This window comes from Candidatus Binatia bacterium (assembly GCA_036382395.1).
In the GTDB taxonomy this organism is placed as follows: Bacteria; Desulfobacterota; Binatia; order HRBIN30; family HRBIN30; genus JAGDMS01.
Window position 1 is genome coordinate 1 of sequence record DASVHW010000375.1, and the last position, 13904, is coordinate 13904.

At 63.5% G+C, this 13904-nt stretch carries 15 protein-coding genes and 2 pseudogenes; 13 read left to right on the forward strand and 4 right to left on the reverse strand.

Features of this window, described 5'->3' with window-relative positions; genetic code table 11:
• Window positions 1–257 precede the first annotated feature (257 nt).
• From VF515_17980 to VF515_17995, 4 genes and pseudogenes are all read left to right on the forward strand, one after another.
• The gene (locus tag VF515_17980; protein HEX7409522.1) at window positions 258–713 is read left to right on the forward strand and encodes an ankyrin repeat domain-containing protein; all 456 of its coding nucleotides are present in this window, start codon (window positions 258–260) and stop codon (window positions 711–713) included.
• A gap of 118 nt (window positions 714–831) precedes the next feature.
• Window positions 832–1818: a hypothetical protein gene (locus tag VF515_17985; protein HEX7409523.1), complete on the forward strand. Its 987-nt coding sequence runs from the start codon at window positions 832–834 to the stop codon at window positions 1816–1818.
• 186 nt (window positions 1819–2004) lie between these two features.
• The gene (locus VF515_17990; protein ID HEX7409524.1) at window positions 2005–2217 is read left to right on the forward strand and encodes a hypothetical protein; all 213 of its coding nucleotides are present in this window, start codon (window positions 2005–2007) and stop codon (window positions 2215–2217) included.
• 640 nt (window positions 2218–2857) lie between these two features.
• A pseudogene (locus VF515_17995) lies at window positions 2858–3034 on the forward strand (transposase).
• Window positions 3035–3168: 134 nt separating this feature from the next.
• Here VF515_17995 and VF515_18000 read toward each other — a convergent pair.
• Window positions 3169–3519 carry a helix-turn-helix domain-containing protein gene (locus VF515_18000; GenBank protein ID HEX7409525.1) on the reverse strand — a complete coding sequence of 117 codons (351 nt, stop codon included), beginning with the start codon at window positions 3517–3519 and terminating at the stop codon, window positions 3169–3171.
• 208 nt (window positions 3520–3727) lie between these two features.
• The gene (locus tag VF515_18005) at window positions 3728–4333 is read right to left on the reverse strand and encodes a glutathione S-transferase family protein (protein ID HEX7409526.1); all 606 of its coding nucleotides are present in this window, start codon (window positions 4331–4333) and stop codon (window positions 3728–3730) included.
• A 271-nt stretch (window positions 4334–4604) separates the two neighbouring features.
• On the opposite strand from VF515_18005, the gene rsmA reads away from it, so the two are divergent.
• Both rsmA and mutM read left to right on the forward strand, forming a co-directional pair.
• Window positions 4605–5465: a 16S rRNA (adenine(1518)-N(6)/adenine(1519)-N(6))-dimethyltransferase RsmA gene (gene rsmA, locus VF515_18010; protein ID HEX7409527.1), complete on the forward strand. Its 861-nt coding sequence runs from the start codon at window positions 4605–4607 to the stop codon at window positions 5463–5465.
• Between the two features lie 528 nt (window positions 5466–5993).
• Entirely contained in the window at window positions 5994–6827 is an 834-nt protein-coding gene (gene mutM / locus VF515_18015; GenBank protein ID HEX7409528.1) for a bifunctional DNA-formamidopyrimidine glycosylase/DNA-(apurinic or apyrimidinic site) lyase, read from the forward strand.
• 45 nt (window positions 6828–6872) lie between these two features.
• Here mutM and VF515_18020 read toward each other — a convergent pair whose 3' ends face one another.
• Complete coding sequence (locus VF515_18020; GenBank protein HEX7409529.1) at window positions 6873–7328, reverse strand: universal stress protein; 456 nt, start codon at window positions 7326–7328, stop codon at window positions 6873–6875.
• Window positions 7329–7548: 220 nt separating this feature from the next.
• Here VF515_18020 and VF515_18025 point away from each other — a divergent pair, with 220 nt between their 5' ends.
• Complete coding sequence (locus VF515_18025; protein ID HEX7409530.1) at window positions 7549–8181, forward strand: hypothetical protein; 633 nt, start codon at window positions 7549–7551, stop codon at window positions 8179–8181.
• On the opposite strand, the gene VF515_18030 is transcribed toward VF515_18025, so the two are convergent.
• On the reverse strand, window positions 8130–8891 hold the full coding sequence (locus VF515_18030; protein HEX7409531.1) for a glucose 1-dehydrogenase: 762 nt from the start codon (window positions 8889–8891) through the stop codon (window positions 8130–8132). The genes VF515_18025 and VF515_18030 overlap by 52 nt on opposite strands.
• 359 nt (window positions 8892–9250) lie before the next feature.
• On the opposite strand from VF515_18030, the gene VF515_18035 reads away from it, so the two are divergent.
• From VF515_18035 to VF515_18060, 6 genes and pseudogenes are all read left to right on the forward strand, one after another.
• A complete protein-coding gene (locus tag VF515_18035; GenBank protein HEX7409532.1) occupies window positions 9251–10576 on the forward strand; it encodes a HAMP domain-containing sensor histidine kinase in 1326 nt (441 codons plus the stop codon).
• Window positions 10577–10643: 67 nt separating this feature from the next.
• On the forward strand, window positions 10644–11222 hold the full coding sequence (locus tag VF515_18040) for a tRNA-uridine aminocarboxypropyltransferase (protein HEX7409533.1): 579 nt from the start codon (window positions 10644–10646) through the stop codon (window positions 11220–11222).
• A gap of 97 nt (window positions 11223–11319) precedes the next feature.
• Window positions 11320–12057 carry a tetratricopeptide repeat protein gene (locus VF515_18045; protein HEX7409534.1) on the forward strand — a complete coding sequence of 246 codons (738 nt, stop codon included), beginning with the start codon at window positions 11320–11322 and terminating at the stop codon, window positions 12055–12057.
• A 63-nt stretch (window positions 12058–12120) separates the two neighbouring features.
• Window positions 12121–12696 (forward strand): annotated as a pseudogene (locus tag VF515_18050) (DsbA family protein).
• Between the two features lie 305 nt (window positions 12697–13001).
• On the forward strand, window positions 13002–13274 hold the full coding sequence (locus VF515_18055; GenBank protein HEX7409535.1) for a hypothetical protein: 273 nt from the start codon (window positions 13002–13004) through the stop codon (window positions 13272–13274).
• Complete coding sequence (locus tag VF515_18060; protein ID HEX7409536.1) at window positions 13271–13696, forward strand: type II toxin-antitoxin system VapC family toxin; 426 nt, start codon at window positions 13271–13273, stop codon at window positions 13694–13696. Before VF515_18055 ends, VF515_18060 begins: the two co-directional genes overlap by 4 nt.
• The last annotated feature ends 208 nt before the right edge of the window (window positions 13697–13904 follow it).

Genomic DNA, 13904 nt, shown 5'->3' on the forward strand with positions numbered 1-13904 from the left:
TAACTGACGCGGCGGGCGCGGTGTGGTCAGCCGGGCGGACCGGCTGTGATGGCGGGGGTGCGGTTAAGGTGTTAACCCGCCTGGCGCGGCGGGTTAACACAACGTGGAGCCATATAAAGAAGGCATGCCTAACTGCTTGAATCCATGGCGGAGTCTGGTGTATGAGCGGCCCATGATAACGGTGGTGTTAACCCGCCAGGGCAGGCGTGGGTTGCCGGTTTCGTTGATACGCCGAACTCAAAGTTAGGGTTGCTGAAATGAGAAGTTTTCACTTTCTCTTGCTCGCCTTGTACTGGGTCGCCGCGATCGCCGGTTGCGTGCAGACGAGTCCGAAGATTGTCGATGTGAACCACCGGTTCGAACATGGATGGACGCTCCTAATGGAAGCGGCCCGTCAAGGTGACCGTGCTGCGGCCGAGGATTTAGTCGCACGAGGTGCAGACATCAACGCACGTGCGGAGACGGGACTGACTGCATTGTTGATTGCTATCGTGGAGCATCACCCAGACATCGCCCAGTTGCTCATTGAGAAGGGCGCGGACGTGAATGTCGCAAACAGCGTTGGTCTTACCCCTTTGTTTGCTGCCATGTCACAACGGGACGATGAGATGGTGCAACGGCTCAAGAAAGCGGGAGCGAAAACTGGATTGGACGCGACGCCAGCCGCACCGAAGCATCCAAGCGGTTTGCCACAGGAGCTTTTGCGCCAGTGACACGGGCGACCCTAACAACCCGCTCAAGCGGACCGGCAGGAGCGTCCTCGTGATTTGCCGGCGTCAATCCGCCGGCCGCTCAGCGGGAGCGCGTTAGGGCGTCGAACAGGGGAAACCGATGGAGGACGTACTGCAATATAGCCCTTTCCTAGTTGGAGAGCGTCCGTTTTGCGTTTGGGAATGGAACCTCCGTCAAAGGAATCGAGACTTCCTCGATTCATTCGATCCCAGCTACTTTCAGTATACGGCTCGCGTGCATGCCAACGAACTCGACGGCGAGCATGCGCAGCAAGCGGCGCTCAGTCTTCGGCTCACATATAGCCATGCCATGGAAGCCTTCTTCTCCTTGGTGTTTGCTTCTCTGCAGGCGCCCGGCTGTATCTTTGGCTGGCTTGATAAGTACAAAGAAGACGACTTGCGCCAGCTTGTTGAATCCGTTCGTCTCTGTGGGCCAATCCGCTCCACAGTTCGACTGGAACAGGTAACTTGGCCGGGTATTTCTGCGGCGCTGCACCGATACCTAGAGCTTGAGGACAAGGCGAAGGAGACGCGAATCAAGGAAGCATACGCACAACTATGGGCTTGGCTGGCGTGGGACTTCCAGAATCCGTTGGTTCATCGCGAGTACAACTGCATCAAACACGGGATGCGCGTTGCAAAGGGCGGATTTCACCTGTCCGCAAGTATCGAATCTACGCCTGGTGTGCCGGCAGCTCCCGAAGACATGGGTAGTCTTGGCGGGAGCGTATTCGGCACAAGTTGTTACTTGGGCGAGAAAATCGGTAGCGACAAAGTCAATGTTCGGTTGGCGAGACATGCTCGCAACTGGCTACCGCGGAGCCTTCTTGTGGCCGTCGACCTCATGACGGAGTCGATGAAGAATATCGTGTCCTTTCTGAAGGTGCTGAACGGCGCAGCCGCTACAACCGTGCAGTTCTCTTGGCCGTCAGACCTTGGCGTGTTTGACGGAGCGTATGTTGTGCCGCTCGTGAACGATCTCCGAATGGACAGAGTATTGGACGTCTCTCATATTAAGCCAGTAACTGCAGAGAGAATTGTCGAAGAGTATGAACGCCGAACTCAAAGCCCACCCAAAGAAGTCTAGCGACGATGTGATGACGTTGGGTATTTCGGGAGCAGCCCTAACTGTCGCTTGCAGCGGACGCGCGCAAGAGGCGCGCGCCGCTGAAGCTGGGCGTTGAGGTTGTAGAAAAACTTCGCGCATCCAGGTAAATGAAGGCATCGCGGGCATCGGGGGATGCCCGGACGGCTGAGGTGGTGGGGAGGGCGAATGGCGCGGTACAAGCCATACAACCTGAAGCAGGACAAGCTGATCCCGCTGAGCTACGCGGATCAGATCGTGCCGGGCTCGTTCGAGTACGCGCTGAATGAGATCGTCGAGCAGCACTTGGATCTCACGGTCTTCGCGGGTCGCTACCGCAACGAAGAGACGGGGCGGTTGGCGTACGACCCGAAGGTGCTGCTCAAGACACCGCTGACGTGAGACGTCACACGCGGGCCGCGCGCGCACCAGTGGTGTGTGACGGCTGTCCGCCGGCCCGGAAGCGAGGAGGACACCACGCGGTGGTTTCCTCCTCGCGCTCCACCTTCCCGCGCCACTGGGCGTGGAGCCATGGCGCCGGTACCCTGTGCAGCGCTGGATTGGACGGCGCAGGGAATGGGGTCGCCGCAGCTCCGCCGCCACCGGGTTGACCGGCGGCACGGCATCGGTGCCAAGCGGGTGCAGGCAAGCTCACGCGCAGGGCTTTTATCTCAATGGGCCTCGACCTTGTCGCTGGGCCCTCGCCGCAGCCGCTGCTCGCGGGCAAGGCGGTATTGCGCTCTCGCCGCCCACCATACGGTGCCGCCATCCGCCCGCGGCTGGCGGACCCCGGCGCCTGGACTCGCACGGCGTCACGCGCGATCGAGCGCACGAGGTTGCGGCCCCTTGGCCCGGCGCGAGCCGCGGACGAGAGAGCGCGAGGGAGAGACCACGGCGTCTGAGTGGTCTTTCCCTCGCATGGGGTGCAGGGGCGTAGCCCCGCGCTCGGCTCGCCGCGCAATCCGACGACAGCGCGTACAGCACGTGGTCTTCCGGTCGCGCTTGTGGCCCGGCATCGGGACAGCTGCGACACAATCGGCGTGAGGGGCGGTGGATCTACGGGCGACGGATCGCCACGGTCGAACCGGTGTTTGGCAACATTCAGAACAAGGAGCTACGCCGCTTCACGTTGCGGGGGAAGCGGAAAGTGGACACGCAGTGGAAACTCTTCACGCTGGTGCACAACATCGAGAAGATCGCGAACTACGCCGCGGCATGAACCCGGAGCAGACCTGGGTCACGATGTTTCAGAGGTCCCCACTCACCCCGAACGGACCGTAGGATGAGATCCGCTCTACCACGGACGCCGCGAGAGCCGTTTGCCAACCGCTACCGAGTTTTTCTACAAGCTCGTTAGGCCGCGCGACGGGAACGTTTGGAAGCGCCGATGCACTCCAACCGATCGAGAGTGTCCGGGAAGCGACGCACGAGCAGGATGAGCGCAGCAGCCTGTTCGTTGGGCTTGCTCCGGCCCTGTTCCCATCGCTCCAGGGTACGCGGATTGATGCGTAGCTTCCGCGCGAACACGCCTTGCGACATCTTGAGCCGTTCTCTGGTGTCGCGCACCAATGTCCCTGTCACCCGCAGGAGAGGCGGTGCGGCCAACCCGTGGGTGCGGAGTGTGAGCTTGCCCTCGCAGTGGGCCCGCATGGCGTGCACACCCTCGACTAGTTCGCCGAAGAGATCGCGCCGCTTGGGTTTCATCGGATCACCTTGTCCTTTTCCGAGGCGCCTGCCGCCGCGCCAGGCGCGCCTGCCGTTCTACGTTGATGGCGGCCTTGAGGGTACGCTTCTGGGCGGGCGTGAGGTCCTTGAGTTCGTCTTTTCCAAAGAGCGTCATAAACCAAATCTGCGCGTCTTCGATGAAGTGGTGACAAGCTCGACGCGGCGCCGCAGCAGGTGCTAGTGACCGTCAGTCTGCCTGCGCGCGCTGAAACGCTGGCCGAGTGGCGAGGCGGCCGACATAGGCTTCGAGCACCGGGTGACCGCTCAATATGCCCATCATCTGCGCCCAGCCCAAGGTTGAACCGACCATCACATCGGCGACGGAGAACTGGTCACCCAGGATGAAGCTCTTGCCAGCGAGCGCCTGTTCGAGGACCTGTGCGACCTGTGCGAACTTGGTGCGGCCCGCCTCGGCGGCTGCGGCCGAACGTTGGGCCTCCGGCAGCATCACCGTGTGGAGCACGACCTCGATCACGGGTGGCTCGAGCGTGGCCATGGTGTAGAACATCCACTGGTAGTAGAGCCCCCGCGCCGGTGTGCCGACGGCGGGTGCCATGTGCTTCTCGGGAAACTTGTCGGCCAAGTAGGCGCAGATCGCCGCCGACTCAAACAGTGTCAGGTCGCCATCAACCAAGGCTGGCACCGCGCCGTGAGGATGGATCTTCATGTACTCCGGCGATTTGTGTTCGCCCTTGCTCATGTCGAGTCGCACCAGGGTGTAGGGCGCGCCGATTTCCTCCAGCAGCCAGCGGGGTCTGACCGAACGTGTTTGCGCGGCATGGTACAGCTTCATCGTTGTCTCCTTTCGATTGGGTGGTGCGGCTGCTGTATGCTGATCAAGTTCGTATGCTAAGTCCAGTGGGCTGCGCCCAGCGTCGGTTTGACGGGACCGCTCCCCGTTGGGTCGCTTGGGGCGGCTTCGAATGGGACTTGACTAAAATGCACCGAGTTTCATGCCTCAAGCCCTCTATTGGGAGAAGGAAGCGCTGACAGTGGTTGCCCGAGACGACACAACACGATCAACACATCGCCCACGCCCGGCGCCGTCCCCGATACGCCGCGAGTTGGCAGCCATCGGACGGCACCCGCGGAAGCGGCTCGGACAGCACTTTCTTGCTGACCCGCAGGTGGCGCGGCGCATCGTCGATCTGGCCGGCCTGTGCGCCACCGACCGCGTGATCGAGATCGGCCCGGGTCTCGGCGCCCTCTCTGATCTGCTGGTGGAACGCGCCGGCGAGGCCTGGCTCATCGAAGTGGACCGGGACCTCGCCGAACGGCTGCGCTTGAAGTACGCGGCGTCCCTGCCGCAGGTGCACGTCGTCGAAGCCGATGCCTTGGCGGTCGACTTTGCCGCGTTGCTGGGTCCTGGCGCAGCGGCGGTGGTCGTCGCCAATCTCCCGTACAACATTGCGACAGCGGTGCTGGCCGCACTGTTGGCGCAGCCGGAATGTTTCTCGCGTATGGTGCTGATGCTGCAACGCGAGGTCGTGGAGCGCCTCGTGGCGCGCCCCGGCGGCAAAATCTACGGTGCCTTGTCGGTCCTCACCCAGTTCTCGGCGCGCGTGCGGCCAGCGATGCGCGTGGAACCCGGGGCCTTCGTGCCGCGCCCCAAGGTGGAATCGGACGTCGTCATCGTCGAGCCGTACCGGCAGCCACCGGTGCCGGTTACAGACCCAGCGCTGTTCAGGCGTCTGGTCAAAGCGGCGTTCAGCCAGCGCCGCAAGCAGGTGGCAAACAGCTTGCGCGCGTTGTGCGGCGACGCCGTGGAGATCCTTCGCCAGGTGAACATCGATCCCATGCGTCGGCCCGAAACCATGAGCCTGGCGGAGTTCGCAGCGCTGGCGAATGTGCTGGCCCGCGGCAACACAGCGGTCGGTCCGGTTCCTCTCCTTCCCGGAGAAGATGAAGGTGAGGGGATGTCGTGAAGGCTTCGACCTCTTGCCTGCCGCAGCCCGACACCGCCCGGGGCGATGCCCCGGGCTCACGAATGGCCGCCCCGTTGGGGCTGCTGTTCTCCGCCAGTTGGACTGCTTTGGTATCAGCCCTGAAAGGGCGGCAAGCCATGAGCCCAGGGCAACGCCCCATATGCGGTCACCTAACCTGGGAGTCTGCCTGTTTGAACGGAACAATATCCTGTACGCCGAAGGCGTTTCGCACCATAGCCCAGGGTTGCCGCGTTTTTTCAGCGGCTACCCTGGGCGACTGGAGTGCATGCTCGCAGCCGCCTACGCCCGGGGTAGCCACAAGAAGGCAACCCCGGGCTACGATGCACAACACCTTCGGTGTAAGAACCGCTGCCGGCCAATCATTCCAGATGCATAGGTTAACGCATATGGGGCAACGCCCTGGGCGACGGACGGCGCATGTTCATGGGCAGCCCTTCGACGTTGCTCAGGACATGCCTGTCGAAGGGTCTGTCTCCCGTTTATCGACAGTTCCGGAGGGAGAGGGCAATGCACGCGTCCTCTCCTCTTCACATGCCCGAGCTTCCTGAGGTCGAAACGATTCGCCGTTCGCTCCGCCCGCTCATCGGCCAGCGGATCAAGGCGGTGGAGGTGGTGGAGCCGCGGCTGCGGCGACGCATTGCTGACGATTTTGGTCGCCAGCTGATCAACCAGACAATCGAAGCGATCGAGCGGCGGGGCAAGTATCTGCTGCTCCACCTGTCGGGGGGCGCGTGTCTGCTTGCCCACCTCGGTATGACCGGGGCGCTCTTGCTGCAGCCGTTGGGGACGCCACGGCAGCCGCACGATCACGTGCGCTTCCAACTCTCGGCTGGCCTGCAACTCTCGTATAACGATCCGCGCCGCTTCGGCCTCTTACAGGTCGGTCGGGAAGATGAGTTTGCCGAGTTGGCACACATCGGGCCCGATCCGCTGTCCGACGCCTTTTCCGTTTCGCAGCTCGTGGCGCTAGCGCGTGGCCGTAAGCGTCCGGTGAAGAATCTGCTGATGGATCAGCGCGCGCTCGGAGGGATCGGGAACATCTACGCTAACGAGATCCTCTTTCGCGCCTACATTCGACCCGGCCGCCAGGCCAGGCGGCTCTCACTTCGCGACCTCACGGCATTGTTGAGGGCAACGCGCACGGTGTTGCATGCCGCCATTCGCCATGGCGGCAGCTCGATTTCTGATTACCGTGACGGCCAGGGCAGGGCAGGCTACTTTCAGCTGCGCCTCCGCGTCTACGATCGGGCTGGCAAGCCGTGTCCGCGGTGTCGAACGCCCATCCGCCGCACGGTCCATGCCGGTCGCAGCAGCTTCTACTGCCCGCAGTGCCAAACGTAGGGGCGCAGCATGCTGCGCCCGGCTCAAGCGCAGCATGCTGCGTCCCTACCGCACCACGAGAACGGGGCAGTGGGCGTGGCGGATGACCCGCTCGGCGGTACTACCCAGGATCAAGTGTCTCAACCCGGTGCGTCCGTGCGTCGAGATCACGATGAGGTCTGCCTGCTGCTCCCGCGCGGTGCGAATGATCTCCTCCGCAGGCATCCCGTGTGCCACCACCACTTGGTGCGGCACCGCAGCCAAGGGGCCGTTCTTCGGTGTGCGGTCCAGGATCGCCTCACGCGCATCGTTTTCGGCGCGGATTCGGAGCTCGGGTGTGAGCAGGTCTGTCGGGTAATAGTGGGCGTAGAGGGGGTTGGGGGCGACGATGACTTCGAGGACATGCAACAGCAGCACTTCCGCGCCGTGATCCGCGGCCATGCGAAAGGCGTGGCTGATGGCGTGATCCCCGGCTTCGGAGAAGTCCGTGGTCACAAGAATACGTTTGAAATTCTCTTCCATGATCTGCTCCTGATTCCTCAGCGCGTGCTTTGTCAGCCTGTCATGTTTACCCCGGTGCAGACCGCCACACTTGGTGACTATCGTAGCACCCTCCTGAGAAGCGAGGAACACACCTGTGCCCGTCAGATCTTCCATCAGTTCCCTGCCGCGAACACCGTCAGGCTTTCCTTTTCGCCTGGGCTCCCGACCTGGTAGGTTCCGCCGGTGCAACCCGTAACGGATGTCAGGGAAATTCCGCGCCCCGAATACCCGCGCCCACTTTCACCTGACCAAGAGCCTCGACGGAACCCGCCTCGTGATCGCCAACGATGGCTGGCAGTATTTTCTAGGTGACGTCTGGGGCATCCACAGCTATGTAGCGGACGGTATCACGCTGTCGCAGCATTTGAGCGCTGTGCTCGCGGAGCCGACGACGGAAGTCGCTCCGGGCCGGCAAGCAGCCTTGCCGGGTGTGAACGTTGTGGATGTGCCCGTCATGCTCACCGAGTGTGGCGGACTGGCGCTGCGTGACAACGAGCGGTCCGTGGCCGGCCAGCCGATCGTCCCGCTGAGCATGGTCGTGGAGCTCCACAGCGCCGTGGCCGACCGTCTGGATGACGGCCAGGAGATCGCGTTGGCCAACGAGAACGCGCGTTGGACGCTGTCGAATATTTTGCACGGCGAACAGGTGGCCCTCAGTCTCTCCACCAGCCTCTGCGAGATGTTCATCGATCCGGGCGCACAGGAGTATGCCCCCAATCAGGCCCGTGAAGAAGCTGAGCGCGTAGGCTTCTACCGCGCCCGTTGCGACCTACGCTACACTTACGCGAGGGAGTGTCCGCCGTCTACGTACAGGGTCGTGCCGGTGATGTAGCTGGTGGCCTCCGAGGCGAGAAACACGGCCGCACCTTCAATCTCGGTGGTCCCGCCGAGGCGCCCGATCGGGAGGTTGGCGATGAGCTTGCGGCCCGCTTCGGTGGTGAAAAACTCTTCATTCATTGGCGTGAGGAAATACCCGGGGCACAGCGCATTCACCTGGATGTTGTGCCGCATCCACTCCAGCGCCAGCGTCCGGGTGAGTTGGACCACCGCCGCCTTGCTGGCGGCATAGGCGCCCATGTAGCGCGCTACCCGCGACGCCAGCACCGAGGCGACGTTGATCACCTTCCCCCGTCGCCTGCCGATCATGTGGGGCCCGACGTATTTGCAGCACAACATCGGGCCGCGCAGGTTGACATCGAGGACGTGATCCCAATACTCCGCGTCCATTTCGACGATGGCGCCCACGCCTTCTATGCCGGCATTGTTGACCAGGATGTCGATGTGTCCGAAGTGATCGACAACCTCCTGCACCATGATACGAATGCTGCCCTCATCGCTCATGTCGCTGCGCAGGCTCAGGACCTGATGTCCGTGCTCGCGTAGCTCTACCGCCACCATTTCCAGATCCGCCGGCGTCCGACTGGTGATCACCACGTCGGCCCCGGCGCGTGCCAGCCCGGCCGCGATGGCGCGTCCCAAGCCTTTGCTGCCACCGGTGACGACGGCGACCTTTCCGCTCAGATCGAACCAGGGGGCTGACATCGGGCGGTATCTTACGCTGCGGAAGGACCGGCTGCCAGAGCTGTACGAGAAAGGACCAGATCCTCAAACGGCCCCGTTGCCCCTGGCCGCGACAGAAATAGCCGAATGACCACTCTTGAACAGTAGTTTTGTACGACAGGCCTCATTGAACCGTAAAAGTCACCACCCGGACGCCGAGAATGCGCTGTGGCACCGTTGTTGCAGTTCTGCGCCCCCAAATGATCCGAGCACCGGAGTGGTTCACGACCAACATCTGGCCTGCAGTTTCGCCGCCAGATCGAAGCTGCTCGAGCGGGCATACCGTTCCGACGGCCACGATCGCGGCGAGGGCTGCATCCCCGGCACCGGCTGCGGTCGAGGTGCCCGAGTTCATCGACGGTGAGGCTACGCATGGGGACCGGCGTCGCACGTTTCTGCTGGTGCGTTACGTCCTCATCATTGCGGTCAGCGCCTTGGCGATCTTCAATGTCCGCGAAGCACTGGCATCGAGCCAGATACTCCTCATCGTGGTGGCGCTGTTGTCGAATGCCGCTTTGAGCCGCGTCAATACGGCGCACTTTTTCCGTTGGTGGGTACAGGGGCCGGTGGTGCTTGTCGACACGGTGTGGATTGCCGTCGTGTTGCTGTCCACTGGTTTCCAGCAGCAGTTCTTCCTGTTTTACTTCATTGAGCTGTTTTTGGCGGCCATTGGCGAGAGCTTGGGGCTGCTGGCGCTGGGGGCCGTGATCCTCGGGACGGCCAGCATTACCATTGGTAACGAAGGTGTGCTGACGGCGGCCACGCTGATCCGTGTCCCGTTCTTCTTTGCGACGGCGGTTTTCTACGGGTACGTCCTCGACCTGACCAAGCAGCAGCGGCGGCTCACGCTCCAGCGCGCAGCCTGGGCGAAGCAGCTGGAGACCGAGGTCCACAGACGCACGCGTGAGTTGGAACGACAGAGCGTCGAGCTCCGCAGGATGTACGACGAAGTGTGCGCCGCCGAGCGGTTGAAGGCGGACTTCGTCGCCAACATGTCGCACGAGCTCCGCACCCCGGTTCACATCATCATGGGATACACGGACCTGGCGTTGGAAGATCCGCATCTGCCGGCGGACGGAGAGCTGCGGACGTACCTGCGGCGGATCGCTGGCCGCGCCCACGGCCTGCGGCAGTTGATCGAAAATGTCCTTGACTACGCCAATCTCGAACGGGGCCGGGTCGCGGTGTCGCCGCGTCGCTTTCCCCTCGATACGTTGCTGGGAGACCTGCGTGCCTTTTGCGATGACATCCCGCGTCCGCAGGACGTCGCCGTGCGGCTGGCGAGTGCGCCGGAGATCGAGGTCACGACCGACTACGACCGCTTGCTGTCCGTACTCAGCCATCTCCTGCTGAATGCGACGAAGTTTACCCCGGCTGGGGAGATCGGGCTGACCGTGCGTGAAGCGCGTGACCAAATCGAGCTTTCCGTTTGCGATACGGGCATTGGCATCCCCCCGCAAGAGATCAACCACATCTTCGAGCCGTTCCGCCAGGCTGACGGCTCCTCCACGCGCCTCTTCGGCGGGGTGGGGCTCGGCTTGGCCATTGTGTCGCGCAACCTCAAGTTGTTGGACGGTCGGATCGAGGTGGAAAGCGAAATCGGCAAGGGGTCCAGGTTTCGGGTGTGTATCCCTCGCAGCATTGCTGGTGGTGGCGCGAGGGCGTGATCATGCTACACGAGGCGAGATGCTTTTGCCGATCCAACAGCGCAGACGCGACGCGCGCGGCCCTCGCGTGGCTTGTTATCAGTGCTTCAAGCCACAGGTCACGTGCATCTGCGCTTCGATCGAGCCAGTCGCGAACCAGACCGGCATCATCATCCTCCAGCACCCGCGCGAACGCTTCCATGCCATCGGCTCGGTGCGCATCGCGCAGTTGGCGCTAGCCAAGATTCACGTCGAACCATGCACGCCGTGGGCGGACGGCTCCGGCTTGCGCGCGCAGCTACCAGCACTGACGGCGTTGCTGTATCCGGCGGCCGGCGCGCGCGAGCTGACGACATTGCCCATCGAGGAGCGGCCGCGGCATCTGGTGATCCTCGACGGCACGTGGTTTCACGCCAAGAAGATCTACGACGCGCATCAGTGGCTGCGCGACCTGCCGCATGTGAGCCTGACGCCGAGCGAACCCAGCCGCTACCGCGTCCGTCGTCAGCCCAAGGAGCGCTGCCTCGCGACGGTCGAAGCGATCGTGTGCGCGCTGCGTTTCCTCGAGCCGCAGACTCGCGGTCTTGACGGTCTTCTCCGCAGTTTTGCGGCGATGGTCGACCAGCAAGCTGCGTACACTACCGCCGCGACGCGGCGCGCGAGGTGATGGATGATCCGGGGCCGCGGATACGAGCCGGACGGCCCCAAGCAGGCGGCCGGCCGCGCTTGCGCTCGCCTCTGCTTCGGGCTGTACTGCTGTAGCCATGCGATTCGAGAAGGTCACACGCGCATCGGCATCAGCGGCGGCGTTCGCCACGCTGCTGCTGATGCCGGGATGCATCGCGCCGCCCCACTTGGGCAAGGACGAGGGCCGGGCGGCGGTCGTCTGGCAGCATGAGGGCCGCGGTTCGCCCGATGCGCCGGCCTCGGCTGCGCCCGCCGAGAAGAACAGCGAGCGCGAGCTGCTGGCCGAACTCGACGTAGCAGAACGGAAGGGTGCCGACGAGCTCACTTTGGCCGCTACCCTCTACCGCCTCGCCATCCTGCGCCGGCAGCAGGGCGAGTTTGCCGAGGCCGAGCGGTTGTACCGGCGGGCGCTGGAGATTCGCGAGCGAACACAAGGGCCGAACCATCCCGAGGTGGCGGCGATCCTCAACAACCTCGGCGGTGTCGAAGCGGCGCAGGGACACTACGGCGCCGCACAACCCCTGCTCGAGCGCGCCTTGACCATTCGGCAGACGGCGCTGGGCAGCGAGCACGTGCTGACGGCGCAGAGCATGAACAACCTCGCCTTGCTCTACGCCGCAGAGGGCAACGCCGCCGCCGCCGAGCCGCTCTACCGGCACGCCCTGTCCATCCTCGAGAAGACGGACGGGTCCCAGAAGGGCGAGCTTGAGCGACTGCTGGACAACTACGCTGCCCTGCTCCACGACACGGGACGCGACACCGAGGCCGAGAGGCTAGAGACGCGGGCGCGCGCCATTCGCGCCGCTGGAGGATAGGTTCCACGCATGGACGTCATCCGCCTGATCGTTTACTCCGACTATCTCTGACCCTGGTGTTACAACGCGGCCGTGCGCTTGCGTCGCATCGAGGAAGAGTTCGGTGATCGCGTCCGGGTCGAGTGGCGTAGTTTCTTACTGCGCCCGCGGCCAGACCCGAGCCGGACTTTGGAGAAGTTCCGCGCCTACACGCAGTCATGGTTGCGCCCGGCGGCGGATCCCGATGGCGGGACCTTCCGCGTGTGGCAAAGCGATGAGGGACCGCCGTCCCACAGCATCCCGCCGCACCTGGTTGCCAAGGCCGCCGCGACACTCGGCCGCGAGGCGTTCGAGAGAATGCACGAGTGCTTGTTGCACGCGTATTTTGCCGAGAATCGTGACATCACCAACAGTGACACGCTCGCGACGCTATGGCACGAAGCGGGCTTGCCGGATACCGAGCTCGCCCGCAGCGCCGATCCGGCGCTCTTGCAGCAAACGCTCGCCGAGCACAACGAAGCCATCGAGATCGGCGTCACCGGCGTGCCCGCCGCGTGCATGGAGGGCAATGAGGCCATCATCGTCGGCGCCCAGCCGTTGGAGATCTATCGCCGCTGGGTGCAGCGCAAGCTGGTCGGGTCTTTACCGTCTTCCGGTTGAGCCGAATCGCTTGTACGCACTGCCACGTCCTTCACGGGCTTTGCCGAAGAAATCGGGCGAGTGAGGGCACGCCCGATTTCTTCGGCAAAGTCGCACGACGTTGAAGGCTCAGAGAAAGCTGATTGCTGACAGCTTGGGACACTGCCGACCGTTGCCGTCTTGTTGACACGCCGATCACCGGTGATCCGCCAGGCGCGCCGAGATCGGTACCGCCTCCTCTTCATTCACGCGCGTGACCGAGTTGTCTTGCCGAAGTCGGCCAATATAGCTATCTTGGCGTTGTGAAGCAGGCCAAGATATCCGAGGTGAAGAACCATCTGAGCCGGTACCTGGCGCTGGTGCGCAAGGGCGAAGTGATTCGTATTCTCGATCGCGATGTTCCCGTGGCTCACATCATTCCCATTACCGACGGATCGCACGGGCGCCGGGTCGGTACCGAAGCGTTGGCGGAGATGGAACGCAAGGGTCTCATCCGCCGCGGGACCGGCGTCATCGACCGGAGCCTCCTCGCTACCGACCCACCCGGAAAACCGTGTGGCGTTTTGGAGGCGCTGCTGGACGAGCGGAAGGCGCGGTGAGGTTCTGGGATTCCTCGGCGATCGTGCCGCTGGTCTGCGCCGAGGGCAGCAGCCGCGCGTGCCGAGCGTGGTTGCGCCAAGACCCCGTCGTGCTGGTGTGGGCGCTGGCGGCCACCGAAGTGATCTCGGCCCTGGCGCGAAAACGCCGAGAGGGGCAACTCGACCAACAACGGTTTGCAGTGGCGAAGCAGCGGCTGGCGAAGCTGGAACAAGCGTGGAACGAGGTCATTCGCCTTGAGGCCGTGCGCTCCCGGGCGCGACGGTTGATCGAGGTACATCCGCTGCGCGCGGCCGATGCGCTTCACTTGGCGGCCGCCCTCGTAGCGGTGGAGGAGCGCACGGCGTCGATCGAATTCGTAACCTTCGACGAACGCCTGGCGCGCGCGGCTGAGAAGGAAGGCTTCAGCGTCCTCGCAGGGTGAGAGGGTGACCACCGTATAGCCGCGGTGCCATTGACGACGTCGAGCGTCCCGCCGCGCCGTTCGACGGCGGGTCGCCTCAATGGTGGACGCACGCGGCCGAGGCTGCCTTGATTCTGTGCCGCAACTAGGCTTTGAGAGGCGCATGACCTACGACCCGTTTGCTCGCGGCCCGTTTCCCGTCGGCGTCCGTACCGTTCAGCTGACCGAC

What these genes read in the sequence shown, in the direction of transcription:
- VF515_18025 (HEX7409530.1), top strand. Translation starts at nt 7,549, where the DNA reads ATGTCAGGGAAATTCCGCGCCCCGAATACCCGCGCCCACTTTCACCTG.
- VF515_17990 (HEX7409524.1), top strand. Translation starts at nt 2,005, where the DNA reads ATGGCGCGGTACAAGCCATACAACCTGAAGCAGGACAAGCTGATCCCG.
- VF515_18005 (HEX7409526.1), bottom strand. Translation starts at nt 4,333, where the DNA reads ATGAAGCTGTACCATGCCGCGCAAACACGTTCGGTCAGACCCCGCTGG.
- mutM (HEX7409528.1), top strand. Translation starts at nt 5,994, where the DNA reads ATGCACGCGTCCTCTCCTCTTCACATGCCCGAGCTTCCTGAGGTCGAA.
- VF515_18000 (HEX7409525.1), bottom strand. Translation starts at nt 3,519, where the DNA reads ATGAAACCCAAGCGGCGCGATCTCTTCGGCGAACTAGTCGAGGGTGTG.
- VF515_17980 (HEX7409522.1), top strand. Translation starts at nt 258, where the DNA reads ATGAGAAGTTTTCACTTTCTCTTGCTCGCCTTGTACTGGGTCGCCGCG.
- VF515_18045 (HEX7409534.1), top strand. Translation starts at nt 11,320, where the DNA reads ATGCGATTCGAGAAGGTCACACGCGCATCGGCATCAGCGGCGGCGTTC.
- VF515_17985 (HEX7409523.1), top strand. Translation starts at nt 832, where the DNA reads ATGGAGGACGTACTGCAATATAGCCCTTTCCTAGTTGGAGAGCGTCCG.
- VF515_18020 (HEX7409529.1), bottom strand. Translation starts at nt 7,328, where the DNA reads ATGGAAGAGAATTTCAAACGTATTCTTGTGACCACGGACTTCTCCGAA.
- VF515_18030 (HEX7409531.1), bottom strand. Translation starts at nt 8,891, where the DNA reads ATGTCAGCCCCCTGGTTCGATCTGAGCGGAAAGGTCGCCGTCGTCACC.